Annotated in this window: 22 protein-coding genes; 2 read left to right on the top strand and 20 right to left on the bottom strand. The window is 71.6% G+C overall.

Features of this window, described 5'->3' with window-relative positions:
• Positions 1 to 41: 41 nt before the first annotated feature.
• From ACIQPQ_RS06685 to ACIQPQ_RS06645, 9 genes are all read right to left on the bottom strand, one after another.
• The gene (locus ACIQPQ_RS06685) at positions 42 to 1,766 is read right to left on the bottom strand and encodes an ATP-binding cassette domain-containing protein (protein ID WP_401300554.1); all 1,725 of its coding nucleotides are present in this window, start codon (positions 1,764 to 1,766) and stop codon (positions 42 to 44) included.
• A 46-nt stretch (positions 1,767 to 1,812) separates the two neighbouring features.
• Positions 1,813 to 3,567 (bottom strand): ABC transporter ATP-binding protein, encoded by a 1,755-nt coding sequence (locus ACIQPQ_RS06680; RefSeq protein ID WP_401300552.1) that lies wholly within the window; start codon positions 3,565 to 3,567, stop codon positions 1,813 to 1,815.
• Between the two features lie 39 nt (positions 3,568 to 3,606).
• The gene (locus tag ACIQPQ_RS06675) at positions 3,607 to 3,762 is read right to left on the bottom strand and encodes an ALQxL family class IV lanthipeptide (RefSeq protein ID WP_401300549.1); all 156 of its coding nucleotides are present in this window, start codon (positions 3,760 to 3,762) and stop codon (positions 3,607 to 3,609) included.
• A gap of 53 nt (positions 3,763 to 3,815) precedes the next feature.
• Positions 3,816 to 3,953, bottom strand: a complete 138-nt coding sequence (locus ACIQPQ_RS06670; RefSeq protein WP_383778290.1) for a hypothetical protein — start codon at positions 3,951 to 3,953, stop codon at positions 3,816 to 3,818.
• Between the two features lie 136 nt (positions 3,954 to 4,089).
• The gene (locus tag ACIQPQ_RS06665) at positions 4,090 to 4,254 is read right to left on the bottom strand and encodes a hypothetical protein (protein WP_401300546.1); all 165 of its coding nucleotides are present in this window, start codon (positions 4,252 to 4,254) and stop codon (positions 4,090 to 4,092) included.
• A gap of 83 nt (positions 4,255 to 4,337) precedes the next feature.
• A complete protein-coding gene (locus ACIQPQ_RS06660; protein ID WP_401300543.1) occupies positions 4,338 to 4,493 on the bottom strand; it encodes a hypothetical protein in 156 nt (51 codons plus the stop codon).
• Positions 4,444 to 6,444 (bottom strand): alpha/beta fold hydrolase, encoded by a 2,001-nt coding sequence (locus ACIQPQ_RS06655; protein WP_401300540.1) that lies wholly within the window; start codon positions 6,442 to 6,444, stop codon positions 4,444 to 4,446. Before ACIQPQ_RS06655 ends, ACIQPQ_RS06660 begins: the two co-directional genes overlap by 50 nt.
• Positions 6,441 to 9,428 carry a class IV lanthionine synthetase LanL gene (gene lanL, locus ACIQPQ_RS06650; RefSeq protein WP_401300537.1) on the bottom strand — a complete coding sequence of 996 codons (2,988 nt, stop codon included), beginning with the start codon at positions 9,426 to 9,428 and terminating at the stop codon, positions 6,441 to 6,443. The genes ACIQPQ_RS06655 and lanL overlap by 4 nt, the downstream gene beginning before the upstream one ends.
• A gap of 327 nt (positions 9,429 to 9,755) precedes the next feature.
• Complete coding sequence (locus tag ACIQPQ_RS06645) at positions 9,756 to 9,950, bottom strand: hypothetical protein (protein WP_093781468.1); 195 nt, start codon at positions 9,948 to 9,950, stop codon at positions 9,756 to 9,758.
• Between the two features lie 178 nt (positions 9,951 to 10,128).
• Here ACIQPQ_RS06645 and ACIQPQ_RS06640 point away from each other — a divergent pair, with 178 nt between their 5' ends.
• Positions 10,129 to 12,363, top strand: coding sequence for a prolyl oligopeptidase family serine peptidase (locus ACIQPQ_RS06640; protein WP_401300534.1), 2,235 nt, complete (start codon positions 10,129 to 10,131; stop codon positions 12,361 to 12,363).
• Positions 12,364 to 12,538: 175 nt separating this feature from the next.
• Here the strand turns inward: ACIQPQ_RS06640 and ACIQPQ_RS06635 are convergent, their stop codons facing one another.
• The 6 genes from ACIQPQ_RS06635 to ACIQPQ_RS06610 form a co-directional block, all read right to left on the bottom strand.
• Complete coding sequence (locus tag ACIQPQ_RS06635; protein WP_401300532.1) at positions 12,539 to 13,666, bottom strand: ABC transporter ATP-binding protein; 1,128 nt, start codon at positions 13,664 to 13,666, stop codon at positions 12,539 to 12,541.
• Entirely contained in the window at positions 13,659 to 14,633 is a 975-nt protein-coding gene (locus tag ACIQPQ_RS06630) for an ABC transporter ATP-binding protein (RefSeq protein ID WP_401300529.1), read from the bottom strand. Before ACIQPQ_RS06630 ends, ACIQPQ_RS06635 begins: the two co-directional genes overlap by 8 nt.
• A 7-nt stretch (positions 14,634 to 14,640) precedes the next feature.
• Positions 14,641 to 15,621 carry an ABC transporter permease gene (locus ACIQPQ_RS06625; protein WP_401300526.1) on the bottom strand — a complete coding sequence of 327 codons (981 nt, stop codon included), beginning with the start codon at positions 15,619 to 15,621 and terminating at the stop codon, positions 14,641 to 14,643.
• Complete coding sequence (locus tag ACIQPQ_RS06620) at positions 15,614 to 16,537, bottom strand: ABC transporter permease (RefSeq protein WP_383778306.1); 924 nt, start codon at positions 16,535 to 16,537, stop codon at positions 15,614 to 15,616. Before ACIQPQ_RS06620 ends, ACIQPQ_RS06625 begins: the two co-directional genes overlap by 8 nt.
• A 6-nt stretch (positions 16,538 to 16,543) precedes the next feature.
• A complete protein-coding gene (locus tag ACIQPQ_RS06615) occupies positions 16,544 to 18,175 on the bottom strand; it encodes an ABC transporter substrate-binding protein (RefSeq protein ID WP_401300522.1) in 1,632 nt (543 codons plus the stop codon).
• A gap of 165 nt (positions 18,176 to 18,340) precedes the next feature.
• The gene (locus tag ACIQPQ_RS06610; RefSeq protein WP_401300519.1) at positions 18,341 to 18,643 is read right to left on the bottom strand and encodes a helix-turn-helix domain-containing protein; all 303 of its coding nucleotides are present in this window, start codon (positions 18,641 to 18,643) and stop codon (positions 18,341 to 18,343) included.
• Between the two features lie 359 nt (positions 18,644 to 19,002).
• Between ACIQPQ_RS06610 and ACIQPQ_RS06605 the strand changes: the two genes are divergently transcribed.
• Positions 19,003 to 19,542: a hypothetical protein gene (locus tag ACIQPQ_RS06605; RefSeq protein ID WP_401300516.1), complete on the top strand. Its 540-nt coding sequence runs from the start codon at positions 19,003 to 19,005 to the stop codon at positions 19,540 to 19,542.
• Positions 19,543 to 19,690: 148 nt separating this feature from the next.
• On the opposite strand, the gene ACIQPQ_RS06600 is transcribed toward ACIQPQ_RS06605, so the two are convergent.
• From ACIQPQ_RS06600 to ACIQPQ_RS06580, 5 genes are all read right to left on the bottom strand, one after another.
• Complete coding sequence (locus ACIQPQ_RS06600) at positions 19,691 to 20,839, bottom strand: ABC transporter ATP-binding protein (protein ID WP_401300513.1); 1,149 nt, start codon at positions 20,837 to 20,839, stop codon at positions 19,691 to 19,693.
• Positions 20,832 to 21,884: an ABC transporter ATP-binding protein gene (locus ACIQPQ_RS06595; RefSeq protein ID WP_401300510.1), complete on the bottom strand. Its 1,053-nt coding sequence runs from the start codon at positions 21,882 to 21,884 to the stop codon at positions 20,832 to 20,834. Before ACIQPQ_RS06595 ends, ACIQPQ_RS06600 begins: the two co-directional genes overlap by 8 nt.
• Positions 21,885 to 21,895: 11 nt before the next feature.
• Complete coding sequence (locus ACIQPQ_RS06590) at positions 21,896 to 22,849, bottom strand: ABC transporter permease (protein WP_401300507.1); 954 nt, start codon at positions 22,847 to 22,849, stop codon at positions 21,896 to 21,898.
• Positions 22,842 to 23,774 (bottom strand): ABC transporter permease, encoded by a 933-nt coding sequence (locus tag ACIQPQ_RS06585; RefSeq protein WP_401300504.1) that lies wholly within the window; start codon positions 23,772 to 23,774, stop codon positions 22,842 to 22,844. The genes ACIQPQ_RS06590 and ACIQPQ_RS06585 overlap by 8 nt, the downstream gene beginning before the upstream one ends.
• Positions 23,775 to 23,920: 146 nt before the next feature.
• A complete protein-coding gene (locus ACIQPQ_RS06580) occupies positions 23,921 to 25,549 on the bottom strand; it encodes an ABC transporter substrate-binding protein (RefSeq protein WP_401300501.1) in 1,629 nt (542 codons plus the stop codon).
• Positions 25,550 to 26,019 lie beyond the last annotated feature (470 nt).

Raw genomic sequence — 26,019 nt, 5'->3', positions numbered from 1 at the left:
GTGGGCGGCGCGTCACCCGCGGGGGCCGTCGGCCGCCCGGCTCAGACCGCCGTCCACTGCCCCGCGAGGTCGGCGTAGCCCCGTGCTCCTGCGAGAAGTTGCTCGTGGGTGCCGAGGTCGGCGTGGTCGCCGTCGAGGAGGAGGACGCGGCGGGCGCGGCGGGCGGAGGCGAGGCGGTGGGCGATGACGACGAGGGTGCCGGGTCGGGCGGCGAAGGCCCGCTCCGCGCGGGCCTCGGCGACCGGATCGAGATGGCAGGTCGCCTCGTCGAGGACGACGACGCGGGCGGGCGCCACGAACACCCTCGCCAGGACCAGCAGTTGCCGTTCCCCGGCGGAGAGCTGACCGGCCGGGTCGGTCAGCTCGGCGTCGAGTCCGCCGAGCCGGTCCACCACCGTGTCCGCGCCCACCTCCCCCACCGCGCGCCGGAGTTCGGTGTCGGTGGCCGCCGCGGCGAGATAGCGGAGGTTGTCGCGGACGGTGCCGTGGAAGACGTACGCCTCCTGCGGGACCAGGGCGACGGACCGGGCCCGGAGCGCGTCGTCGAGGGCGGTGACCTCGGCCCCGCCGAGCCGGACCGTGCCCGCGCCGGGCTTCTCCAGCCCCGCGAGCAGGCCCGCCAGGGTGGACTTGCCGATGCCGCTGGCCCCGACGATCGCCAGGTGCTCCCCCTCGGGGAGGAGGAGGGAGAGGTCGCGCAGGACGGGTGCGGCGTGCGGGCCGTAGCCGAAGGTCAGCCCGTCGACGCGCAGGGCGTACCCGTCCGGGACGGGCGCGCCGCCCCGCCCGACGGAGCCCGCCGCCTTGTCCTCCACCACGGCCGTCTCCGCCAACCGGTCCAGCACACTGCCGAGTTGGGTCAGCTGGCCGCCGACCGACCCCGTCACCGCCTGGAGCGCCCCGATCAGATAGCCCGTCACATAGGTGACCGCGCCCACGAGTTCGCCCGCGCTCATCCGCCCGCTCGACACCAGCCACGGCCCGGTCAGCAGGAGGGCCAGCAGGGGCAGATGGCCGCCGAGGAAGACCAGCAGCACACGGACCGCGGCGAACCGGGCGGCGGAGACGGCGGCCCGGACGTACCCGGTCGTCGCCTCCTCGACCTCCGACAGGGCGTGGTCGCGGGCGCCGAGGGCGACGATGTCCCGTCCGGCGGCGAGGACCTCACCGGTGCGGACGGCGACCCGCTCCTCGGCGAGCACCACCGCGCGGCGGCGCCGCATCATCGAGCCCAGCGAGAGCGGGAACACCAGCAGCACCAGCAGCAGCGGGGGCAGGACGACGGCCGCCGCGAACGCGTCGAGGACGGTGAGTCCGGCCACGGCGGCGAGCAGGGTCACCACCAGCGGGCGCGCGGTCCGCAGCAGGGTGGCGACCAGGTTGCGCACGGTCTCGGCCTGCCGGGTCAGCCGGGCCACGGCGGCGGAGTCGACCGCCCGGCCCTCCCGCGCGGCCCGTTCCAGGCTGGCGCGTACGAGGCGCCGTACCAGGTGGTCGCGGAGGGGTTCGACGATGTCGGCGAGGTGCGGGAACAGGGCCCGCTCGGCGGTGGCGCGGACCACGTACAGGGCGGCCAGCAGGCCCAGCCAGGCCAGGCCGTGCAGCGGGCGGCCCGCGAGGAAGCCGCGGTCGACCGCGGTGGCGGTCACCCAGCCCGAGGCGAGCGCCGGGGCGGCCTCCAGGAGGGACCAGCCCGCGATCCGGGTCAGCGGGCGCCGGGTCCCCCGCAGCCCGTCCCGCAGCAGCCGCAGCCCGCCCCGGCTCACGACACCGACACCGACACCGCCTGTACTACGGCTTCCGGGTGTCCGCTCAGACATCCGCCGTCTCCCGTCCGTCCCGTGCCGCCGTGGCGGCGTCCTGGGCGAAGACCGCCCGGTAGGCGTCGTCGCGCCACAGTTCCGCGTGCGGCGCGAACGCGGTCACGCGTCCGCCGTCCAGCCAGGCCACGAGGTCGCAGCGGGCCGCGGTGGCCGCCCGGTGGGCGACGACCAGCCGGGTGCGGCCCGCCAGCAGCGTCGTCAGCGCGGCCGTCACCTCGGCCTCGGTGACGGTGTCCAGCCCCGAGGTCGCGTCGTCGAGCACGTACACCCGCGCCGGACGTGCCAACGCGCGGGCCAGGCCCAGCCGTTGGCGTTCGCCGCCGGACATCGGGGCGCGTTCCAGCGGGGTGTCGTAGCCCTGCGGCAGGCGGCGGACGAAGGTGTCGGCGTGCGCGGCGCGGGCCGCGGTCTCGACGTCGGCGCGGCTCAGGCCGGGGCGGCCGTACGCGATCGCCTCGTGGACCGTGGCGCCGGTCAGGGCGGGCCGCTCGAAGGCGTACGTGACCTGGCGGGCGAGGTCGGCGGGGTCGAGGGCGCGCACCGGGACGCCGTCGAGGAGGACGTCGCCGTCGTCCGGGTCGGCGAGGCGGCCGATCAGCGCGCCGACCAGGCTCTTGCCCGCGCCGGAGCGGCCGACGAGGGCCACCGACCGCCCGGCGGGCAGCCACAGGTCCAGGCCGTCGAGGACGGGCGCGCCGGGCGTGGCCGAGGCGCCGGGACGGGCGCCCTCCCGGTACACCCGGACGTCGCGCAGCAGGACGTCGCCGGGGCCGTCCGGGGGTGCCTGGCCGGTGCCGTGGGCAGGCAGGGGGCGGGCCAGGACGTCGGCGAGGCGGGCGGTGCCCGCGCGGATCTGGGCCACCTCCAGCAGCACGTCGACCTGGGCGAGCGCGCCGGTGGCGATGCCCAGGTAGCCCGACACGGCCAGGAGTTCCGCCGGGCCGAGGCGGCCGGAGGCGACGCCGAGGCCCGCGACGGCGAGGACCAGGACCTGGGTGAGCGGGATCAGCAGCTTCAACTGCCAGACGGCGCCCCGCTGGACGCGCCACAGGGCCCGCCCGGCCGCCGACAGGGCGGGCAGCGGAGCGAGGACGCGCTCGGTCTCGGTGCCCGTGGTCGAGGCGGCCCGGACGGTGCGGGCGCCCGCGAGCGCGGACAGCAGGCGGGCGGCGATGGCGGACTGGGCTTCCAGATAGCCCGCCTGGGCGCCGGTGGCGCCACCGATGAAACGCCGGGCCACCACGACGGCCGCGGGCACGGCGAGGGTGAACGTCAGCCCCGTCCACGGGTCGATCCGCCACAGCAGCCCCAGGGCGACCGTCGCGCTCACCAGGGAGATCAGCGAACCCGCCGCCGTCACGGGCAGGTTGGCGGTGCCGGGGGCGGCCTGCACGACGCGCGCGGTGGCGTCGCCGGGCGGCAGCGGGGAGCGGGCGCCGAGGGTCAGCAGGTGCCGTGCGGTGCGGAGTTGGAGCCAGGCGCCCGCCCGGCCCACGGTGTGCGCGCCGAACGGGGCGAGGACGGCCTCCAGCAGCCCGGTGGCGACGACCGCCGCGCCGAGCAGGGCGACGGGCCGTACCGCGTCGTCCCCGTCGAGGGCGGCGGCGACGGCCGCGGCGAGCAGCGTCGGCGACGCCAGCCCGAGGAGGGCCCTGGCGGCCATGAGGGCCACCAGGGCGGTCAGCGGGCCGCGGACGCGCGCCGCCGTGCTCCGCAGCAGCGTCCGGCTTCCGTCCGTGGCCATGTCCGTGCTCCTTCTCCGTGCGACGGCGCCCGGCAGGGGCTACCAGGTGGTCCCGCAGGTACCGGTGGGGGTGCCGGTGCCGGGCGAGTCGGTGAGGGTGAGACCGCACAGGTCCCCGTCGCGCTCCCCGAGGTAGCCGGAGCGCACGTCCTCCCCGGGCAGCAACTGGAGGGCGTCGATGTCGCGTTCGGTCATGTCGTCGTCCGTCCGTCCGTTCGTTCGTTCGTTCGTCGGCCCGGCCGAGCCGTCTACTCGACCGAGAACCAGCAGGTGATCTTGCAGGTGGAGCCGCAGGCCTCGTCGTCCAGCTCGGACGGGTAGAGGGCGTTCTCCTCCGCGCGCAGCAACTGGAGCGCCTCGGTGTCGATCTCCGTCAGGTGGTGCACCGTTCTCCTCCTTCCTGTCGTGCCTCGTGTTCACGGGCCCGCGGTGGTCTCCGCGGGCCGCTTCGGGGGTACGTTGCCGGTACGGCCGGGCGCGCGTTGGGTGCGCGCCCGGCCGGACCGTCACCGGTGAGCGAGGTCAGCCGACGCTGATGTCGCAGGTGATGTCACAGCTGTACGAACAGGTCATGAGGCACGTGAACGTGCCGCAGTTGTCCTGGTCGAGGTCGCCGATGCCGAGACGGGCCTCCTCGCCGCTCAGCAGCTGGAGCACCTCGACGTCGTACGCGATGTCCGATCCCATGTCCTTCTCCACTCCTCTCGGATGTCGTCTCCCCGGCGCGGTGGCCGGTGTGCCGGTACGGGTGCCGGTGGGCCGGCACCGGTTCAGCCGGTGACCGTGCAGCTGATGCCGCAGGACGCCTTGCAGGACTGGCCGTCGCAGGTCAGGGCGCAGTCGTCGGGGTCCAGGTCCCCCAGGTAGAGCGCCGCGTCAGCGGGCCGGAGCAGCTGGAGCGCCTCGATCTCGAACTCCGTCTCCATGGATGTCACCTCCTCTCGCCGTGTCGTCGGGGCGGTCGCCGGACGCGACCGCGGTCCTTCCCCCGCCGTGCCGCCCGGTGCGCGCGGCGAGCGGGCCGCGGGCGGGGTCGGGCCGGGTCAGGAAGTCGGTGATCTCCCGCGCCTGCGGGGTGCCGGGGCGGGCGCTGACGGCCTGGTGGCCGCGGTCGGCGGGCTCCCGGTAGGTGACCGGGGCGCGGCCCGCGTGGGTCAACGCCCGTGCCAGCGCGCGGGAGTGGGCGACGGGGATGGTCTCGTCGCGCCGCCCGTGGATCAGCAGCACGGGGGCGCGGACGCGCGGCGCGAGCCGTTCCAGGTCGCGCGGCCCGAGCGCGTCGCCGCCCGCCTCGGGGGCACCGGGGACGCCGGGGGCGTCGTGGCCGCCGAGCCGGTCGATCAGGTTGCGGGTCGGCGGGTGCCCGTCGGCGTACAGCGCCGGTACGGAGGTGAACGGGGCCACCGCCACGCACCCCGACCAGCCCTCCGGGTCGGCCGCCGCCGCCAGCAGGGCGAGGAAGGCGCCGTAGCTGCTGCCGTGCACGGCGGGCCGGGGCGCGTGCGGGCCGCGTTCCCGGTCGAGGTGGGCGCGCAGGGCGCGGACGTCGGCCAGGTCGGGCCCGCCCCAGGCGCCGCGGATCGCGTCGGCGTGGGCGCGGCCGTAGCCGGTGCTGCCGCGCTGGTTGGGGGCGACGACGGTGATCCCGGCGGCGGCGAGGAGCTGGAAGAGCGGTTCGAAGCCGAGGGTCCAGTGCCGGTCGGGGCCGCCGTGCAGGGCGACCACCAGCGGGCCGTCGGCACGCCAGTCGGGTCCGTGGACGACGGCCTCGACGGAGCCGTCGGCGCCGGGCAGCCGCTCCAGGCGCCCCGCGTGCAGGCCGGGCCGGGCGGGCGCGGTCCGCAGCGCGGTCGCGCCGGGCGGCAGCCAGCCCAGGGAGGCGGGCCGCGTGGGCGCGGAGTACGGCAGCCACAGCCCGCGCGCGCTCCAGGCGGCCTCGCTGCCCAGGTGGCCCGGCGGCAGCGCGACCCGGCGCAGCTCCCCGGAGTCCGTTCCGTACAGGGCGAGTTCACTGCGCGCGCCCCGGCTCACGGTCACCGCGAGGGTCGTCCCGTCCGGGTCGAGCGCGACCGGCGTCACGGTCGCCTCCCCCGCCGACGGCCCGTCCAGGAGGCGTACGGCGCTGCCGTCGGCCAGCGCCAGCCGCACCCCGTCGGCGGTCCGCACCGCGAGGAGGACCCGGCCGCCCCCGGCCAGGACGACATGGCGGGCCTCGGCGCGGTCGGCGGAGGGGGTGCCCTCGGCGGGAGCGGTGAGCGGGGTGACGCGCAGGCCGGCGGGGGCGTCCGGGTCGATCACGAGCGGGGTCGGGACCCCGGCGACGACGGCGGTGACCGCGAGCCGGGAGCCGTGGACGGCGATCCCGCCGAGCCGCCCCGCGATCCGGGCGACCGGGGTCAGCCAGGCGACGCCGTCCGCACCGTCCCCGACCCGGTGCACGGTGGACACACCCCCGGCGCCGTCGGGTCCCCCGGAGCTGCCGGGTCCCCCAGTGCTGCCTGCACCGTCAAGGTCTCCGGTCTCGTACGAGACGGCCGTGGCGAGCCAGCCGGACCCGGTGGGGGCGGCCAGCAGGCGCAGCGGCGCCGGGCAGGGGCCGAGACGGCGGGCGGGCCCGTCGGGGGCGAGGAGTTCGAGGTGCTGGCGTCCGCCGGGCTCGTGCCAGGAGAGCAGCGCGCGGCCGTCGTCGAGCGCCACGCACTGGGTGAGCGGCAGGTCGCGGTGGAGCGGGGTCCGCAGGGCGCGGCGCGGGCCGCCGTCGGTGAGGTGCCAGGTCTCCAGACATCGGCCGCCGTCGGCGTCGACGGCGACGCACACCGCGCGCAGTCCGTCCGGCGAGAAGCGCAGGGCGCCGCGCGAGAGGGTCGGGGGCGTCATGCGGGGGCTCCGGCGGGGAGGGCCGCGGACACCGGCGCGGGCCCGCCGGGGGCGGCGGCCGTGTCCGCGGCGCCGGTGCCGTCCAGCAGGAGGCGGGGGCCGCCGTGGCGCAGGCGGAGCAGGAAGGACAGGGCTCCGGCGAGGCCGACACCGTAGTCGGGTGTGACGCGCAGGCCGCTCTCGTCGGGGAGCAGGGCCAGACCGTCGTGCAGGACATGCCGGGAGTGCAGGGCGAGGGCGAGGTCCGCGGCCATGTCCCGGTACGGGCCGCCGCGGGCGTCGGCGTCGAGGGCGTCGGCATCGAGGGCGTCGGCCAGGTCGAGCAGGAAGTCGCCGTTGCCCGCCAGGCCGTGGCAGACCGCGCTGCCGCTGGTCCAGCGCGCCCGGTGGACGGCGGTGGCCGCCTCCTCGGCCAGGGCGAGCGCGTCCGGGTCGCCGGTGGCCTGCCAGAGGCGGATCAGGAAGGTGCCGACCCCGGAGGAGCCGCTGCACAGGTGGTGGAGCATGCCGGTGCCCTCGGCGCCGGTGCGGTCGGTGCGCCAGCGGGCGCCGCCGGTGCCCCGCTCGGCGGCGTCCACGAGGGTGCGTCCGGCGGCACGGGCGGTGTCGAGGAGGTCGGCGCGGCCGGTGGCGAGGGCCGCCTCCAGCAGGAAGGCGCCGACTCCGGCGACGCCGTGGGCGTAGCCGAGGTGGGTGATCCCGGCGAGGCGGGAGTCGAAGTCGTGCGGGACGGGCCAGAAGACGCCGTCGTCGTGGTGCGCGGCGGCGGACAGCAGTCCGTCGGCGCAGTCGGCGGCCCGGTCGAGGAACTCGGGGCGGCCGGTGGCCCGCCAGAAGCGCAGCTGGGTGAGTCCGGCCCCGGCGGCGCCGTGGAAGACGTCCGGGTTGCCCCAGCGCGGCGGCAGGGCGAGCGCGAGCCGTCCGGCCCGGTCGGCGAGGGCGTCGTCGCCGAGGTGGCGGGCCGCGTCGTACAGCGCCCAGGCGGTGCCCGCGCGGCCGAAGTACAGGCCGGGCAGCGGCGGCCGGTCCGGGGGCGGGGTGCTGCGGGCGTCGGTCCAGGCGGCGGTGGCGGCGACGGCGTCCCGCAGCGCGGGGCGGTCCAGGAGCGCGTCGGCGCGGGTGAGGAGGACGAGGACACCGGCCGAGCCGTGCTGGACGTTGACCCGGTCGGTGCTCTGCCCGAAGGCGGTACTGGCCCACAGCCGGTCGGCGTCGGGCCCCCCGGCGGTACCGAGGAGATGGGCGAGCCCGTCGTCGAGCAGCCGCTCCACGACCGGGTCGGCGTCGACGGCGCCCGTCTCGGTCCGGAGCCCGCGCGCGGCGGCCGTGGCCCCGGCGCGGCGCCGGGTCCCCGCGGAGTCCGCGAGGGCACCGGCCCGCCCCTGCGTCCCGGCGGGGTCCGCGGCGGTATCGGCCCCTCCCCCGGCCCGACCGCCCTCCGTGGCATGGCCCGCCCCTCCGGCGGGCCGGCCGACGTCCTCCGCCTCCCCCGTCACCGCGTCGAGGTGGTCCCCGAGCCGTTCCAGCGTCCAGCGGGCCTCCGGGTCCTCGGCGCACAGGCCGCGGACGGCGGGGGCGAGGAAGCGGGCGGCGGGGTTGGTCGGGGCGGCGAGGGCGAGGATGCCGTCCAGGCGTTCCACGACCGTGCGGGCGCCGTCGGGGCGGTCGGGGGCGAAGGCGGGGCCGGTGCCGGTCGCGAGGGTGTGCAGGGTGGCGCCGAGGGCGAACAGGTCGACGGCCGGTCCGGGCACCTGCCGGTACTTGGGCCCGGCGACGTACTCGGGGGCGCCGTGGCCGGGGGTGTACGCCCGGGTGTCCCAGGTGCCGGGGCGCGCGGCGAACTCGGGGTCGATGAGCCGCAGCGGACCGTCGGGGGTGACCATCACGTTGTTCGGGGTGAAGTCCCGGAAGACCAGGCCCCGTCCGTGGACCTCGCCGAGCAGGTCGGCCAGCCGGCGGGCGGTGTCGCGGACGAGGGCGACCGGCAGGCCGGTGCCGATGTCGGCCAGTTCGGCGAAGCGTTCGTGGGTCCAGCGGGCCAGGGTGGTGCCGGGCACCACGCTCTCCACCAGGAAGGTGTGGCCGTCCTGGTCGAACACCTCGACCAGTTCGGGGCCGAGCCCGCTCAGCGCGGTGAGCGCGGCGGCCTCGGCGCGCAGCGCGTCCCGTGCGTCGAGCCCGGTGTACCAGCTGCCGACGTGGGCGCGGGCCTCCTTGACGATGACCTCGTCGCCGGTGCGGCGGTCCACCGCGCGGTAGACGCCGCCGCGGGCGGAGTGCCGGATGGCGTCGTGGACGGCGTAGCGGTCGTGCAGCAGGACGGTGCGGGGCGCGGCGGGGGCCCGGGCGGGGCGGCCGGGGGCGCCGGGGAAGGGCAGTTCGGCCCAGGACGGCGGGGAGAACCAGGGGTTGCGCACGTCCTCGACGGTGCCGCCGTCGGGCGTGGCGAGCCGGGCCTGGTGGACGCCCTCGTGGGTGACGTGCGGGACGCCGCGGAAGGCGCCGTAGCGGTAGTGGACGAGGCTGCCCGGACGGTAGGGGCGGTCGGAGAGGATGCGGGGGCCGGGGAGTCCGGCGGTCGCCTCGTCGAGGGCGGCGGCGAGGGCGCGCAGGTGGTCGTCGTCCTCGGGGTAGGCGGTGACGAACTTGCCGCACTGGGCGCGGTCGTAGCGGATGCCGGTGAGTTCCTCGACGTGTTCGGCGCGGGCCGCGAACTTGAACGGGCAGCCGCCGCGCACCAGGACGCGGGTGGCCCGGTGCAGCACCTCGGGCGCCGAGAGCGGCGTCGCGGACAGATGGAGCTTCCAGCCCTGGAGGCGCCAGTCGCGCTCCTCGGGGCCGACACGGCACCAGAAGCCGTCCTCGACCGCGGTCCAGTCCCGGGCGCCCTCGTCGTCGAGGACGGCCCGCACCAGCGCCTGGAGCGGGAACCCGGTGTCCGGGGCTCCGGCTCCGGCCCCGGTCGCGGGATGACGCTGCGCCATGGGGACTCCAAGGTCGGACGTGCGGTGGGGGCGGCTCGGCGCCGGGCGGGGGGCCCGGCGCGTCGCTCGCCGCGAACACGTCCGATTCTTGGGACCACGGGGTCCGGCAGCATTGGGGAGATCCCTACGCGCGCCGGGGAGTTCACCGAGGAGCGGGCTCGACCGGGCCCGTGGGTACGTCGGGGCATGCCAGGGCTCGCCGGGGCATGCCGAGAAGCCGACGGCCCGTCAGGGTGCCGGCTCAGGGGGTGTGGAGATCCCGGTCCGGGGAAGACGCCCGGAAGCGTCTCCCCCGACCGCCGCGACCGGCGGCTCAGGACCTGCGGATCAGAACTTGATGCTGCCGATCATGCTCGCCACGCTCGTGGTCAGATCGCTGATGGTGGGCGCGATCGTCGAGGAGGCCAGATAGAAGCCGAGCAGCATGCAGACGACGGCGTGACCGCCCTTCAATCCCGACTTCTTGATCAACAAGAAGACGACGATCGCCAGCAGCACCACCGCCGAAATCGAGAGTGCCACGGCGGCTCACCTCCAAGAACCCGGGTATGTGGGGGATGACAGAGCAGGGGTACGCGTACATCGATACAACAGCCAGCAGGTTCATACCCACACAGCGCTAGTGATCATAACTATGTGTGCGTGCGCATCTCTCGGCGCACGGCCGCACAAGGGGGCGCATGGCCAATATGGTCATGGCATGACGACCGAGACCCCCGAGCCGGTGTCCTTCCCCCGGCGACACGCCCGTACCCAGCGGTTCACCCTCGGCGCGCCGCGCGCGTTCACCGTGGCGCCGGACGGCTCACGGGTGGTGTTCCTGCGCTCCTCCTCGGGCACGGACCGGGCCAACTCCCTGTGGCTGCTGGACCCTTCGGACGGCCGGGAGCGGCTGGCGGCGGACCCCGGCGTCCTCCTCGGCGGCACCGCCGAGCGGCTCCCGCCGGAGGAGCTGGCCCGCCGGGAGCGCAGCCGTGAGGGCGGCGCGGGCATCGTCGGCTACGCCACGGACGCGGCCGTGGAACTGGCCGCCTTCGCCCTGTCGGGGCGGCTGTTCACGGCGGAGCTGCGGGCGGGCACGGCCCGGGAACTGCGCGTCCCCGGCCCGGTCGTGGACCCCCGCCCGTCCCCGGACGGACGGCTGGTGGCGTACGTCGCGCGGGGCGCCCTGCGGGTGACGGGCGCGGACGGTACGGACGGCACAGACGGCACAGACAGCGCGGACGGTACGGGCGGCGAGAACGGCGGAAAAGCCTCCCCCGGCGCCGACGGCGTACCGGCCACCACCGCGCGGACCCTCGCCGAACCCGAGTCGGACCAGGTCACCTACGGTCTCGCGGAGTTCATCGCGGCGGAGGAGATGGGCCGCTCCCGCGGCTTCTGGTGGTCCCCCGACTCGGACCGCCTGCTGGTCGCGCGAGTGGACGACACGCCGGTGCGGCGCTGGTGGATCTCGGACCCCGCCCAGCCGGAACGTGACCCACGCCACGTCCCCTATCCAGCGGCCGGGACGCCCAACGCCGAGGTCCGGCTGTTCGTGTACGGCCTCGACGGGACGCGCACGGAGGTCGTCTGGGACCGGGCGCGCTTCCCCTATCTGGCGCGAGTGCACTGGTCAGCGGCGGGTGCGCCGCTGCTGCTCGTCCAGGCGCGCGACCAGCGCGGCCAGCTGTTCCTGGCCGTGGACCCCGACACGGGGACGACCCGGATGGTGCACGCCGACGAAGATCCGATTTGGCTTGATCTTTTCCCCGGAGTGCCGTGCTGGAGCCCCTCCGGACAGCTGGTGCGGATCACCGACGAGGGCGGCGCGCGGGTCCTCGCGGTGGGCGAACGCCCGTTGACCGGAGGTCAGTTGCACGTACGGGCGGTCCTGGACGTGACCTCGGACGACGCCCTCGTACAGGCCTCCGCCGGGGAGCGCGCGGCGGCGCCGGAAATCGGCGAACTGCACGTCTACCGGGTGAACGAGCTGGGCGTGGAACGCCTGTCGGAGGAGCCCGGCGTGCACTCCGCGGTGCGCTCGGGCGGCGTGACCGTACTGGTGTCGGCCACCCTGGACCGGCCGGGCGGCCGGGCGCGGGTCCTGCGGGACGGGAAGCCGGTCGCCACGATCCGGTCGTACGCCGAGGAGCCCGGCTTCTCGCCCCGCGTCCTGCTTACCCAGGGGGGCGCACGGCAGATCCCGTGCGCCGTGCTTATGCCTACGGACTACCCCGGTGACACCTCGCTCCCGGTGCTGCTCGACCCGTACGGGGGTCCGCACGGCGCACGGGTGCTCGCGGCGCACAACGCGCACCTCACGTCCCAGTGGTTCGCCGACCAGGGGTTCGCGGTGGTCGTCGCCGACGGGCGGGGCACACCGGGCCGTTCACCGGCCTGGGAGAAGGCGATCCGGGACGACGTGGCGGCCGTGGCCCTCCAGGACCAGGTGGACGCCCTCCAGGCGCTCGCCGCCGACCACCCGCTCGACCTCGGCCGGGTCGCGATCCGCGGCTGGTCCTTCGGCGGCTATCTGGCGGCCCTCGCGGTGCTGCGCCGCCCGGACGTCTTCCACGCGGCCGTCGTCGGCGCCCCGGTGACCGACCTGCGCCTCTACGACACCCACTACCAGGAGCGCTACCTCGGGCTGCCGCAGGAGGGGCCGGAGATCTACCGGCGCAACTCCCTCGTGGACGACGCCGGGTTGGTGGACGCGGCGGAACCGGCCCGCCCGATGATGATCATCCACGGTCTGGCGGACGACAACGTGGTGGTCGCCCACTCCCTGCGGCTCTCCTCGGCGCTGCTGGCCGCGGGCCGCCCGCACGAGGTCCTTCCGCTGGCCGGGGTGACCCACATGACCCCGCAGGAGACGGTCGCGGAGAACCTGCTCCGCCTCCAACTCGACTTCCTGCGCCGCTCGCTGGACCTGCCCGCCCCCGAGGCGCCCTGAGGACCCGGCCGCCCGACGGGCCCCTGACACGGGCAACGGGCCGGGAGACATGGCGCTCCCGGCCCGTTTACGGCACCCGCACGGCCGTACGCTGTTCAGACTGACGCGTCCGTATATCGGAACCGGGTCGGTCAAGTTGCCTGCGTGTTAACGCGATTGTGGCGCAAATGTACGCCTATGCCCCCGCGCTTCCTTGATCGCCCGGAGGCTCCTCCGACTCGGGCGGCTCGGGCGACGCCGGCGACTCGGGCAGCTCCGGCGACTCGGGCGGCACGACCCGCTTCTCCTCCGCGAAGTGACAGGCCGAGTCGTGCGCCGCCGGACCGGCGACCCCCCGGAACTCCGCTGGCACCGCCAGCACCGGCACCTCCTGCGCGCACCGCTCCCGCGCCTTCCAGCACCGGGTGCGGAACCGGCAGCCGGAGGGCACGTTCGTCGGCGACGGAACGTCACCCGAAAGGATGATCCGCTCCCGGTGCTCGCGGGCCTCCGGGTCCGGCACGGGCACCGCCGACAGCAGCGCCTGGGTGTAGGGGTGCGTGGGGTGGTCGTAGATCTCGGCGTCCCGCCCGGTCTCCACGATCCGCCCGAGGTACATCACACCGACCCGGTCCGAGATGTGCCGCACGATCGACAGATCGTGCGCGATGAACACGTACGACAGCTCGAACTCGCTCTGGAGGCGGGCCAGGAGGTTGATGACCTGGGCCTGGACGGAGACGTCCAGCGCGGAGACCGGCTCGTCGGCGACGATCACCTCGGGGCGCAGGGCGAGGCCCCGGGCGATGCCGATGCGCTGGCGCTGGCCACCGGAGAACTGGTGCGGGTAGCGGTTGATGTACTCCGGGTTCAGCCCGACCACGTCGAGCAGGTCCCGCACCCGCTTGCGCCGGTCGCCCTTGGGCGCCACCTCGGGGTGGATCTCGTACGGCTCCCCGATGATGTCGCCCACCGTCATCCGGGGGTTGAGGGAGGTGTACGGGTCCTGGAACACCATCTGGATGTTGCGGCGCACCGCCCGCAGCGCGCGCCCGGACAGCCGGGTGATGTCCTCGCCCTTGTACCGGATCTGACCGGCCGTCGGCTTCTCCAGGTTGACCAGCATCTTCGCGACCGTGGACTTGCCGCAGCCCGACTCCCCCACGATGCCCAGGGTCTCGCCGCGGCGCAGGGCGAAGTCGACGCCGTCGACGGCCTTGACCGCGCCGACCTGCTTCTTGAACAGGACGCCCTGGGTGAGCGGGTAGTGCTTGACCAGTCCGCTGACCTCCAGGACCGGTTCGGCGGCCGGTGAACTAGCCATGCAGGCACTCCCTCCAGAAGTGGCAGGCGCTGCCCCGGCCCTCGGCCACCTCGTGGAGCGGCGGGTCGTCGGTCCGGCACACGTCCTGGGCCATCGGGCAGCGCGGGTGGAACGCGCAGCCGGACGGGATGTTCATCAGGTTGGGCGGCAGGCCCTTGATCGCGTACAGCTCCTGGCCCTTCTGGTCCAGGCGCGGGATGGAGTCGAGCAGGCCGCGGGTGTAGGGGTGGGCCGGCGCCTTGTAGATGTCGTGGACGGGCGCGGACTCCACGATGCGGCCCGCGTACATCACGGCGATGCGGTCGGCGACGTCGGCGACGACACCGAGGTCGTGGGTGATGAGGATCAGGCCCATCTCGAACTCGCGCTGCAGCTCGGCGAGCAGGTCCATCACCTGGGCCTGGACGGTGACGTCGAGGGCGGTGGTGGGCTCGTCGGCGATGATCAGCGCCGGTTCCAGCGCCATCGCCATGGCGATCATGATGCGCTGGCGCATGCCGCCGGAGAACTGGTGCGGGTACTGCTTGACCCGCTCCTTGGCGCCCGGGATGCGCACCCGGTCCATCAGCTCGACGGCCTTCGCGCGGGCGTCCTTGCGGGACATGCCGCGGTGCACGACGAACATCTCGCCGAGCTGGTCGCCCACCGAGAGCACCGGGTTGAGGGAGGACAGCGCGTCCTGGAAGATCATCGCCATCTCGGCGCCGCGCACCGTGCGCCGCTCGTCCTCCTTGAGCTTGAGCAGGTCGCGGCCCTGGAAGAGGATCTCGCCGCCGGTGATCCGGCCGGGCGGCATGTCGAGGATGCCCATGACGGCCTGGGCGGTGACGGACTTCCCGGAGCCGGACTCGCCGAGCACGGCCAGGGTCTCGCCCGCGTCGACGCCGTAGCTGACACCGTTGACGGCGTGGGCGACGCCGTCACGGGTGTGGAACTCCACGTGCAGGTCGCGCACTTCGAGCAGCATGCGGCGCTCACCTCAGCTTCGGGTCGAGGGCGTCGCGCACCGCGTCGCCGAGCATGATGAACGCCAGCACGGTGACCGCCAGCGCCCCGGAGGGCCACAGCAGGGCGTGCGGGGCGTTGCGGATGTAGGGGGAGGCGGCGGAGATGTCGATGCCCCAGGAGACGGTGGGCGGCTTCAGGCCGACGCCGAGGTAGGACAGCGTGGCCTCCAGCGCGATGTACGTGCCGAGCGCGATGGTCGCCACCACGATCACCGGGGCGACCGCGTTGGGCGCGATGTGGCGCAGCAGCATGCGGGAGTTGGAGGCGCCGAGGGCGCGGGCGGCCTGCACGTAGTCGTTCTGTTTGGCGGTGATGACCGAGCCGCGGGCGATACGGGAGATCTGCGGCCAGCCGAGCAGCACCATGAAGCCGATGACGGGCCAGACGGTGTTGCTGGTGACGACGGAGAGCAGGACGAGGCCGCCGAGGACGACGGGGATGGCGAAGAAGATGTCGGTGATCCGGGACAGGACGGAGTCGCCGACGCCGCCGAAGAACCCGGCGAGCCCGCCGAGGACGCTGCCGAGGACGGCGACGCCGAGGGTGGCGAGCACACCGACCGTGACGGAGGTGCGGGCGCCGTAGACGGTGCGGGTGTAGACGTTGCAGCCCTGGCCGTCGTAGCCGAAGGGGGCGCCGGGGCCGGAGCCCTGCTGGGCCTTGGCGAGGTCGCACTTGAGGGGGGAGCCGGAGGCGATCACCGAGGGCCACAGGGAGATGAAGACGAGGAAGAGGATGACCAGCCCCGAGACGATGAAGACGGGGTTGCGCCGCAGGTCGTGCCAGGCGTCGGACCACAGGGAACGGGGCTTGCCGGTGGGTTCGCCGCCGTCCGGGGCGTCCGTGCCGCCCTCCAGGGTGACGCCCTCGCTGGTCGCCAGGTCCATGGCGCCGCCCATGCCGGTCCCGGCGATGGCGCGCTCGGGCTCGTAAGGATCGTCAGTCATAGCGAATCCTCGGGTCGAGTACGGCGTACAGGAGGTCCACGAGCAGGTTCGCCACCAGGAAGATCAGCACGAGGACGGTCACGAAGCCGACCACGGTCTGGGTGTTCTGGCGGAGGATGCCCTGGTAGAGCTGGAAGCCGACGCCGTGGATGTTGAAGATGCGCTCGGTGACGATGGCGCCGCCCATCAGGGCGCCGATGTCGGTGCCGATGAAGGTGACCACCGGGATCAGGGAGTTGCGCAGCAGGTGCCGGGTGACGACCCGGCGGCGGGGCAGGCCCTTGGCGACGGCGGTGCGGACGTAGTCGGAGCGGCGGTTCTCGGCGATGGAGGTGCGGGTCAGGCGGGTGACGTAGGCCAGCGACACGGAGGCCAGGACCAGTCCGGGCACGATGAGTTCGCCGAACTCGGCGTCGGAGGAGACGGACGGTTTGATCCAGCCCCATTCGACGCCGAGCAGCAGTTGGAGGAGCAGACCGGTGACGAAGGTGGGCACCGAGATCACCACGAGGGTGATCAGCAGCACCCCGGTGTCGACGGGCCGCCCGCGGCGCAGGCCGGTGACGACACCGAGGGTGATGCCGATGACGATCTCGAAGAGGATGGCGACGATCGTCAGCCGGATGGTGACGGGGAACGAGGAGGCCATCAGCTCGGTGACCGGCTGGCCGTTGAACGCCGTACCGAAGTCACCGGTGAAGACGTTCCCCATGTAGGTCAGGTACTGCTGCCACACCGGCTTGTCGAGGCCGAACTCCTTCTTGAGCTGGGCGGCGGTGGCGGGGTCGCACTGCCGGTCGCCGCAGAGGCCCGCGACGGGATCGCCCATCACGTTCACCATGAGGAAGATCAGCAGCGTCGCCCCGATGAAGACCGGGATCATCTGGAGCAGACGCCGGACCACATACCGCCCCACGGCGGATCAGCTGACCTTGATCTCGTTGTAGACCGGGACGGAGAAGGGGTTGAGCTTGACGTCGGAGAGCCGCTCCGAGTAGCCCGCGCTGCCGTTCTGGTACCAGAGCGGGATGGCGGCCATGTTGTCGCGGACGACCTCCTCGGCCTGCTGGAAGGTCTCGACGGCCTTGGCGGTGTCGGTCTCCGCGTTGGCCTTGTTGACGAGGTCGTCGAAGTCCTTGTTGGTCCACTTGCCGTCGTTGGAGGAGGCGTTGGTGTAGTAGAGCGGCTGGAGGAAGTTCTGGATGAGCGGGTAGTCCATCTGCCAGCCCGCGCGGAACGGGCCGGTCATCTTCTGGTCGCCGATCTGGGTGCGGAAGTCGGCGAAGGTGCCGACCGGGTTGCCGACGCAGGCCTTGTCGTTGCCGAGGGCGTTGTTGATGGAGTTGCAGACGGCGTCCACCCACTGCTTGTGGGAGCCGGTGTCCGCGTTGTACGTGATCTTGACCTGGCCGCCGGGGAGGCCGCCGCCCTCCTGGATGAGCTTCTTCGCCGCCGCCGGGTCGTACTCGCAGGCGTCCCCGCACAGGCCTTCCTTGAAGCCGCCGTCCTCGCCGAGCACCGGGGAGGTCCAGTCGGTGGCCGGGGTGCGGGTGTTCTGGAAGATCGTGTCGGTGATCTGCTTGCGGTTGATGGCTCGCGACAGCCCGGTGCGGACCTTGTCCGAGCCGGCCTTGTTCCAGTTCTTGTCGTAGTACGGGAAGGCGAGGGTCTGGATGATGCCGGCCGGGGTGTTCAGGTAGCGGTCGCCGAGGTCGTTCTTGACGTTCTTGAGCTGCGCGGCGGGCACGTCGTCGACCAGGTCGAGGTTGCCGGCCAGCAGGTCGGTGTAGGCGGTGTTGTTGTCGGTGTAGACCTTGAGGTCCACCCCGCCGTTCTGCGCCTTGTCGTCGCCCGGGTAGTCGTCCCACTTGCGCAGGCTCATCTGCGAGCCCTTGGTGTACGAGTCGATGGTGTACGGCCCGTTCCCGACCGGCTTGGCGAGCCAGCCCGCGTGGTCGCTGAAGAACGACTGCGGCAGCGGGGCGTAGGCCGGGTAGCCGAGGGTGTCGGGGAACGTCGAGAACTTCTGGTTGAGCTTCACCGTGAAGGTGTTGTCGTTGACGACCTTCAGCCCGGAGAGGGTGTCGGCGGTCTGCGCGCTGCCGTCCTCGGGGTGGGTCTTGTCGTAGCCGTCGATGTAGCCGAAGAAGTACGCGTTCTTCTGGTTGTTCTTCAGGCTGGCGCCGTAGTTCCAGGCGTCGACGAACGACTTCGCGGTGACCTTCTCGCCGTTGCTGAAGGTCCAGCCGGTCTTCACCGTGATCGTGAAGTTCTGCGAGTCCGACGTCTCGATCTTGTCGGCGAGCATGTCCTCGGCGGCCCCGGTCTCCGGGTTGTACCGCTTGAGGCTGCGGAAGATCATGTCGAGGACCTTGCCGCCCTGCACCTCGTTGGTGTTGGCCGGCTCCAGCGGGTTCTGCGGATCACCCCACGAGGAACTCAGCACCGCGCCGCTGTCCCCGCCGCTGTCGCTGCTCCCGCTCCCGCAGGCGGTCGCCGCGAGCGCTACGGCCACCGCGCAAGCGGCCCACTTGGCGTGCGTGGCTCCACGCATGGATGCCTCCTCTTGACTACGCGCCGGTCACCCTGACCTCTCACTCGCCACTATTCCTATTTGCCGCATTTAGTACACTTCGCAATGACCCGTACGGCTGAACGGGCAGCAAAAGACCGACCCCGAACGACACCTGTCGGGCCGTTCGGGGTCAGACGGTACGAATTAGCGCGGCAGCGCCTTGAAGGCCACGTGGATACCGCCGTACGGCGGTATCGAGATCAGCAGATTGGCCGACAGGGCCGCCGCGAGGCGTTCCAGAAGGGGCAGGGTCGGGACCCCACGGCCGCACTCCATTCGCGACAACGCGCCCTGGGTCATGCCGGCCTGATGGGCAAGGTATTCCTGGGTGACACCCAGCTCCAGCCGCCGCGCCCGCACAGCGGCGCCCAGAGGACGCCCGACAGCGGCGCGCCCCGCCCCGCAGGCGGCCCTTTCCTCTAATTTAACGTTCACTGAAACCGACACTTTGCACTCCCCGTTTGTCTTGGACGAATGGCCAGAATACGGCTGGCCCGAGGGAGCGCGGCAGACTTGAGGAAGACTTGAGACCCCCCTCATACCTCGCATGGCATGCGCCGCCCGTTTGAGGCATTAGTCACTTCATGCATCACAAGCGATAGTGAGGAAAAACCCAGATACGGAACAAGTGACCCCGGGCGCCATCAGCCAAGCCATTGTCTGTGCGCTTTGTCCGTTCGGATATCGGACTGTCAATGCATCGCTTCGCATACGGAGTTGCCCACCCGGCCGACGGCTGATTGCCACCGCCTCACACGACGTCGATGCTGACTCCGCCCAGAGCACCTTCCCGAAAGGAATCGTCCGTGCTGCGAAGTGCAAGTAGCGTTGTTTCTATTGCTGTTCTCGCCTCCGGCATCGTCGCCGGCACCGCCGCCAGCGCCTCCGCCGCGTGCGCACCGAGCCCCGGCAAGGGCTACCGCATCAGCAACAAGTCGACCGTAAGCCAGCCGACCAACCTGCACAGCGAATGGATGTACGACAACCTCGGCGGCAACCTCACGTACAACAAGACGAGCACGGCCACGGTGAGTGCCAGCGGCACCGTGGGTGTCGAAGCCGAGGCCGGCGCGATCTTCGCCAAGGCGAGCACCTCGTTCAGCGTGACCGTCGGAAAGGCCTGGACCAAGTCCAGCAGCTGGACCTATTCGATTCCCGCGAAGAACAAGGCGGGCAAGACCAAGGTCCGCATGACAATGTTCCACGAGTCAAAGAAGTTCAAGGCCACGAAGTACACGTACCGCTACGACAGCCGTTGCCGGTACCAGGAGAAGACCGTGTGGTCGAAGTGGTTCACGGCGCCCGTGAAGAAGGACGCGAACGTCTGGGGTCTTGAGTGGAAGTAGCGGCAGGCCCGGGGGCGGGGACTGCTCACCCGCTTCCGGAACCGTCCGCACGCTCCGCGCGGAAGACCTGACGACGTCGGGTCCTCATCCGGAGACCGGTGCCCGGCACCTCAGGTGAGGTGCCGGGCACCGGTGTGTACCGAGAGCATCACGCCGCGTGGACGACGTCCTTCTCCTCGGCGAAGTGGCAGGCCGACTCGTGCGCCGCCGGGGTGTCCGACGTGCGCAGCCGCTCCGGGATGGCGAGCAGCGGGACGTCGGTGGCGCACTTGTCCTGCGCCTTCCAGCAGCGGGTGCGGAAGGAGCAGCCGGACGGCGGGTTCGCCGGCGACGGCACGTCACCCGTGAGGATGATCCGCTCGCGGCCCTCACGGGCGTCGGGGTCGGGCACCGGGACCGCCGACAGCAGCGCCTGGGTGTAGGGGTGCGTCGGGTGGTCGTAGATCTGCTCGTCGGAGCCGATCTCGGCGATCCGGCCGAGGTACATCACGCCGACCCGGTCGGAGATGTGCCGGACGATCGACAGGTCGTGCGCGATGAAGACGTACGACAGGTTGAACTCGTCCTGGAGGCGCTCCATCAGGTTGATGACCTGGGCCTGGACGGAGACGTCCAGCGCGGAGACCGGCTCGTCGCAGATGATGACCTCGGGGTTGAGGGCCAGTCCGCGGGCGATGCCGATGCGCTGCCGCTGACCGCCCGAGAACTGGTGCGGGTAGCGGTTGATGTACTCCGGGTTCAGACCGACGACGTCCAGCAGCTCCTGCACCTTGCGGCGCCGGTCGCCCTTGGGCGCCACCTCCGGGTGGATGTCGAAGGGCTCCCCGATGATGTCGCCCACCGTCATACGGGGGTTGAGCGAGGTGTACGGGTCCTGGAACACCATCTGGATGTTGCGGCGGACGGCCTTGAGGGCACGGCCGGACAGCTTGGTGATGTCCTGGCCCTTGTAGAAGATCTCGCCCGCGGTGGCCCGCTCGAGGTTCATCAGCAGCTTGGCGACGGTGGACTTGCCGCAGCCGGACTCCCCCACGATGCCCAGGGTCTCGCCCTGGTAGAGGTCGAAGGAGACCCCGTCGACGGCCTTGACCGCGCCGACCTGCTTCTTGAAGAGAATGCCCCGGGTCAGCGGGAAGTGCTTCACCAGGTTGCGGACCTGGAGGATCGGCTCACCGCGGTCGACGGGCGCCTCGATGGCGGCTACGGCCTCCGCCTCGGTGTGCACGTCCGCGGTCTCCACCTCGGAGACGTTCGGCGTGGCATCCTGCGGCTCGTCGTTCTTGCTGAGCTCAGCCATGGATCGTCTCCTTCCAGAAGTGGCATGCCGAACCCCGGCCGACCAGCTCGGTACCGTCGGGCTCGGTCACCGGAACCAGCGCCGGGACGTCCGTACGGCAGATGTCCTGCGCCTGGGGGCAGCGCGGGTTGAAGGCGCAACCGGTCGGCACGTGCAGGAGGTTGGGCGGCAGTCCCTTGATCGCGAACAGCTCCTGGCCCTTCTGGTCCAGGCGCGGGATCGAGTCCAGCAGACCCCGGGTGTAGGGGTGCGCCGGACGCTTGTACAGCTCGTGCACCGGAGCGCGTTCCACGATCCGGCCCGCGTACATCACCGCGATCTTGTCCGCGACGTCCGCGACGACGCCGAGGTCGTGGGTGATGAGGATGAGCCCCATGTTGAACTCGCGCTGCAGCTCGGCGAGGAGGTCCATCACCTGGGCCTGGACCGTCACGTCGAGGGCGGTCGTCGGCTCGTCCGCGATGATGAGGTCCGGCTCCAGGGCCAGCGCCATCGCGATCATGATGCGCTGGCGCATGCCGCCGGAGAACTGGTGCGGGTAGTCGTTCACCCGCGCCGCGGCGGCCGGGATCTTCACCCGGTCCATCAGCTCGATCGCCCTGACCTTGGCCTGCTTCTTGCTCAGGCCCTGGTGCACCCGGAACATCTCGCCGAGCTGGTAGCCCACGCTCAGCACCGGGTTGAGCGAGGAGAGCGCGTCCTGGAAGATCATCGCGATCTGGCTGCCGCGGATCCTGCGCCGCTCCTCGCCGGACATCTTCAGCATGTCCTGGCCGCGGAAGAGGATCTCGCCCTGCGGGATCTTCGCGGGGGGCATGTCCAGGATGCCCATGATCGCCTGCGCGGTCACGGACTTGCCGGAGCCCGACTCGCCGAGCACGGCGAGCGTCTCACCGGCCTTCACGCTGTAGTTGACTCCGTTGACGGCGCGGACGACGCCTTCACGGGTGTGGAACTCGACGTGCAGGTCGCGCACTTCGAGAAGGGTGGCGTCGTCGCCGCCGCGCGGCGCCGGCACCACGGAGACCTGTTCGATGGTGGTCACGTACGCCTCCCTCAGCGCGTCTTCGGGTCAAGGGCGTTGCGGACCGCTTCGCCGAGCATGATGAATGCGAGCACCGTGATGGTGAGCATGATCGAGGGGTAGAGCATGATCCACTGCGCCACCCGGATCTGGTTGCCGCCGTCGGAGATGTCGTTGCCCCAGGAGACGCCGTTCAGGCCGAGACCCAGGAACGACAGCGTGGCCTCCGCGCCGATGTAGACACCGAGCGAGATGGTCGCGACGACGATCACCGGGGCGAGCGTGTTCGGCAGGATGTGCCGGAACAGGATGCGCGTGGTGCTCGCGCCGAGTGCCTTGGCGGCCTGGACGTAGTCCGACTGCTTGGTGGTGATCACCGCGCCGCGCATCACACGGGCCAGCTGGGTCCAGCCGAAGAAGCCCAGCGCGCCGATGACGACCCAGGCCGTGCGGTTCTGGAACGAGTTGAGGACGACCATCGTGCCGAGCAGGAACGGGATGCCGAAGAAGACGTCCACGAGCCGGGAGAGGATCGCGTCGACCACACCGCCGAAGTATCCGGCGATCATGCCGACCAGGCCGCCCGTGATCGTCACGACGATCGTGGTGCCGAAGCCGACGGCTATGGAGGCGCGGGCCCCGTACACGAGCCGGGCGTAGACGCTGCGGCCCTGCTGGTCGTAGCCCAGCCACTCCGCGGAGAAGACCTTGCCGAGCTGCGGCTTCTGGAGGTAGTGCTTCGCCAGGTCGCCGTAGGTCGGGTTGGCGCTGGTGAACCAGCCCGGGAAGAAGGTGATCGTCAGCAGCATCAGGATCAGCACCGACGAGATGATGAAGATCTTGTTGCGCCGGAGGTCCTGCCAGGCGTCGCCCCACAGACCGCGGGCTTTCTGCGCCTTGACGGGCTCGGCGGCCAGATGGGCCGCTCCCACCGAGGTCGCGTCGGGCGCGGCGGTGGCGGTGTCGGTCTTGGTGATGTCAGGCATAGCGAATCCTCGGGTCAAGGACCGCGTAAAGCAGGTCGACAAGGAGGCTGGCGACGAGGTAGACGAGGACGAGGATCGTCACGAGGCCGACGAGGGTGGTGCCCTCGCGGCGCACGATCGACTGGTAGATCGTGCCGCCCACACCCTGGATGTTGAAGATGCCCTCGGTGATGACGGCGCCGCCGAGCAGGGCGCCGATGTCGGTGCCCAGGTAGGTGACGACGGGGATCATCGAGTTGCGCATGAGGTGCACGCTGACGACGCGACGCCGCGGAAGGCCCTTGGCGATGGCGGTGCGGACGTAGTCGGCGCGCATGTTCTCCGCGATCGACGTGCGCGTCAGCCGGGACACATAGGCCAGGGACGCGGTCGCCAGCACAATCGCAGGCATCAGCAACTGACCATAGTTCGTCGGATCGTTGACGTTCGGTTCCAGCCAGTTCAGTTCGTCGGCGAAGATCCACTTCAGGATGAAGCCGAGGACGAAGACCGGGACGGAGATCAGCAGCAGCGTCACGATCAGGACGCCCGTGTCGGCGGCCTTGCCGGCGCGCAGACCGGCGTAGACACCGAGGCCGACGCCCAGCACGAGCTCGATGGCGAAGGCCAGGCCGCCGAGCCGCAGCGTCACCGGGAAGGCGTCGCTGAGCACGTCGGTGACCGGGCGGCCGCTGGCGATCTGGGTGCCGAAGTCGGCGTGAAGGATCATGTCCTTCATGTAGTTCCAGTACTGCACCAGGATCGGGTCGTCCAGGCCGTACTCGTGTCTCAGCTGGGCGATCACCTGAGGGCTGCCGCCCTTGTCGCCGAACAGCCCTCGCACGGGATCGCCGGGGAGGGCGTAGACCATCAGGAAGATGAGCAAGGTGGTCCCGATGAAGACCGGGATCATCTGGAGCAGTCGTCGTGCGACGTAGCGCCCCATCGTGCCTCCATAGAAAAGTCACAGCGGCAGCAGGCGGGCCCTTTCCCCGCGCACCGCTGGACGGTGCGTGTGGAAAGGGCCCCCCGACCGCTTCACCGTTGCCCGGGGCGTGTAGGACGCGCCCCGGGCCGACGGGCTGTCTGCGGTTACTTCTTGACCTGGACGCCGGTCAGGATCGGGTCACCGTCCTGGGCGAACTTGACGCCCGAGACCTTCTCCGAGTAGCCCGCGTTGACCTTGTAGTACCAGAGCGGAATGCTCGGCATGTAGTTCGGGAGCTGCTTCTCGATCTCCTGGTACTTCTTCACCGACTCGTCGAGGGACGTGGCGCTGTCGGCGGCCGCGATCTCCTGGTCGATGGTCTTGTTGGAGAAGCCGCTCTGGTTGCCGCTCGACTTCGTGCCGAAGAGGTCACGGATGAAGTTGGCGTTCATCGGGAAGTCCAGCACCCAGCCGGAGCGGTACAGGGACTTGACCTCCTGGGCCTCACGGGCGTCGAGGTCGGCCTGGAAGTCGGCCTTGGAGTCGCCGGAGCACTTCACGCCGGTCGCGTTGGTGATGGAGTTGCAGACGGCCTCCACCCACTCCTTGTGACCGCCGTCGGCGTTGAACTGGATGGTGATGGCGTTGCCGGGAACGCCGCCGCCCGCCTTGATCAGTTCCTTGGCCTTGGCCGGGTCGAACTTGGTGACGTCACCGGCGGCACCTTCCTGGTGGCCGAGAACACCCTTGGCGACCCAGCCGGTGGCGGGCTCACGCGTGCCCTGGAGAACCGTCTTGGTGATGGTGTCGCGGTCGATCGCCATCGACAGGCCCTGGAGGACCTTCGGGTCGATGTCCTTCCACTGCTTGGTGTAGAAGGCCGGGGCGATGGTCTGGATCGCGGAGTAGGCCTGGTCCACGGCGCGGTCGCCGAGGTCCTGCTTGTAGACCGGGAGGTCCTTCGGCGCGACCTGGGTGATGACGTCGAGGTTGCCGGACTTGAGGTCCTCGTAGGCGGTCTCGGGGCTGGAGTAGTTCTTGAAGACCACGCCGCCGTTCTTCGCCGCGTTGGTGCCCTTGTAGTCGGCGTTCTTCTCGACCGTGATGGCCTTCTTGTGCTCCCAGCTGACGAACTTGTAGGGCCCGTTGCCGATCGGCTTCTCGCCGGCGGCCTTCGGGTCCTTGAAGAACGCGTCGGGCAGCGGCGAGAAGACCTCGTAGCCGAGCTTGTAGACGAAGTACGGGATCGCCGTCGACAGCTCGATGGTGAAGGTGTTGTCGTCCACGACCTTGAGGCCGGACAGCTCGGTCGCCTTGGGCTTGCCGCTTTCGGGAGCGACCTCGTTGTAGCCCTTGATGTCCGAGAACCAGAAGCTGTTGGTCTGCTTGTTCGCCGGGTTGGCGGCCCAGTTCCATGCCTTGACGTAGGAGCTGGCGGTGACCGGGGTGCCGTCGTGGAACTTCCAGCCGGGCTTGAGCTTGACCGTGTAGGTCTTGCTGTCCTGGGTGTCGACGGACTCGGCGTTCATGTACGTGATCTTGCCGGACTCGTCGTAGTCCACCAGGCCGGTGAACAGCGACTTGATCACGATGCTGCCGTACGACTCCATCGTGTTGGCCGGCTGGAGCGGGTTCTGCGGCTCACCGGACTCGACCGTGAAGGTGCCGTTCGGGTCGACCGCAGCCTTGCTGTCGCCCTTGCTGTCGTCGTCGCCACCGCCACCACAGGCGGTCGCTCCCAGTGCCACCACCGCGGCTATCGCGACCCACTTGGCACTCCTGGCACCGCGCATGGGTTCCTCCTCAAGAATCCATTGGTTCACTGCACGGGGCAGCACACGACAGATCACCGTTACCGGCGCCTGAAATTGGTCGGTGCCCCCAGCGCTCCAGAGCCTGCGCCGCCTGTCGGCGCCCGACCCGTCCATCTGAGCTCTAGCGCCTAACTATCTGCCATGAGCGAAGGCCGAACCACACCGTCTAGGTCTCGGTTCGATCACACCTGGCCGCTACTTCTTCCAAAATCCGGACAAAGGGATAGCGGGAAGATCCCTGCGAAACGGACTTGTTACACATCTATCGGCACCGGACGTCCGCATAGCGGACGTCGAGGAGCAAAAAATGACTTGCGGCTACGGTGGCCGCTGTGCAGGGGGTGTCCACGCTGCGTGCCGTCCGTGTCCGGCACCGCCCAACGGCCGCGCCCACACGGCTCTTTCGCTCCGCCGGGGATCAACTCCACGCCTGCTACGCGCATTGCGTA

It is taken from the genome of Streptomyces sp. NPDC091281 (assembly GCF_044757425.1).
GTDB lineage: Bacteria > Actinomycetota > Actinomycetes > Streptomycetales > Streptomycetaceae > Streptomyces.
The sequence above is the reverse complement of the archived record's forward strand: the minus strand, read 5'-3'. Positions and strand labels throughout refer to the sequence as shown.

Excerpts from the sequence above, each read along its gene's own strand:
- ACIQPQ_RS06680 (WP_401300552.1), bottom strand. The coding sequence starts at position 3,567 with ATGGCCACGGACGGAAGCCGGACGCTGCTGCGGAGCACGGCGGCGCGC.
- ACIQPQ_RS06675 (WP_401300549.1), bottom strand. The coding sequence starts at position 3,762 with ATGACCGAACGCGACATCGACGCCCTCCAGTTGCTGCCCGGGGAGGAC.
- ACIQPQ_RS06665 (WP_401300546.1), bottom strand. The coding sequence starts at position 4,254 with ATGGGATCGGACATCGCGTACGACGTCGAGGTGCTCCAGCTGCTGAGC.
- ACIQPQ_RS06660 (WP_401300543.1), bottom strand. The coding sequence starts at position 4,493 with ATGGAGACGGAGTTCGAGATCGAGGCGCTCCAGCTGCTCCGGCCCGCT.
- ACIQPQ_RS06655 (WP_401300540.1), bottom strand. The coding sequence starts at position 6,444 with ATGACGCCCCCGACCCTCTCGCGCGGCGCCCTGCGCTTCTCGCCGGAC.
- lanL (WP_401300537.1), bottom strand. The coding sequence starts at position 9,428 with ATGGCGCAGCGTCATCCCGCGACCGGGGCCGGAGCCGGAGCCCCGGAC.
- ACIQPQ_RS06640 (WP_401300534.1), top strand. The coding sequence starts at position 10,129 with ATGACGACCGAGACCCCCGAGCCGGTGTCCTTCCCCCGGCGACACGCC.
- ACIQPQ_RS06635 (WP_401300532.1), bottom strand. The coding sequence starts at position 13,666 with ATGGCTAGTTCACCGGCCGCCGAACCGGTCCTGGAGGTCAGCGGACTG.
- ACIQPQ_RS06630 (WP_401300529.1), bottom strand. The coding sequence starts at position 14,633 with ATGCTGCTCGAAGTGCGCGACCTGCACGTGGAGTTCCACACCCGTGAC.
- ACIQPQ_RS06625 (WP_401300526.1), bottom strand. The coding sequence starts at position 15,621 with ATGACTGACGATCCTTACGAGCCCGAGCGCGCCATCGCCGGGACCGGC.
- ACIQPQ_RS06615 (WP_401300522.1), bottom strand. The coding sequence starts at position 18,175 with ATGCGTGGAGCCACGCACGCCAAGTGGGCCGCTTGCGCGGTGGCCGTA.
- ACIQPQ_RS06600 (WP_401300513.1), bottom strand. The coding sequence starts at position 20,839 with ATGGCTGAGCTCAGCAAGAACGACGAGCCGCAGGATGCCACGCCGAAC.
- ACIQPQ_RS06590 (WP_401300507.1), bottom strand. The coding sequence starts at position 22,849 with ATGCCTGACATCACCAAGACCGACACCGCCACCGCCGCGCCCGACGCG.
- ACIQPQ_RS06585 (WP_401300504.1), bottom strand. The coding sequence starts at position 23,774 with ATGGGGCGCTACGTCGCACGACGACTGCTCCAGATGATCCCGGTCTTC.
- ACIQPQ_RS06580 (WP_401300501.1), bottom strand. The coding sequence starts at position 25,549 with ATGCGCGGTGCCAGGAGTGCCAAGTGGGTCGCGATAGCCGCGGTGGTG.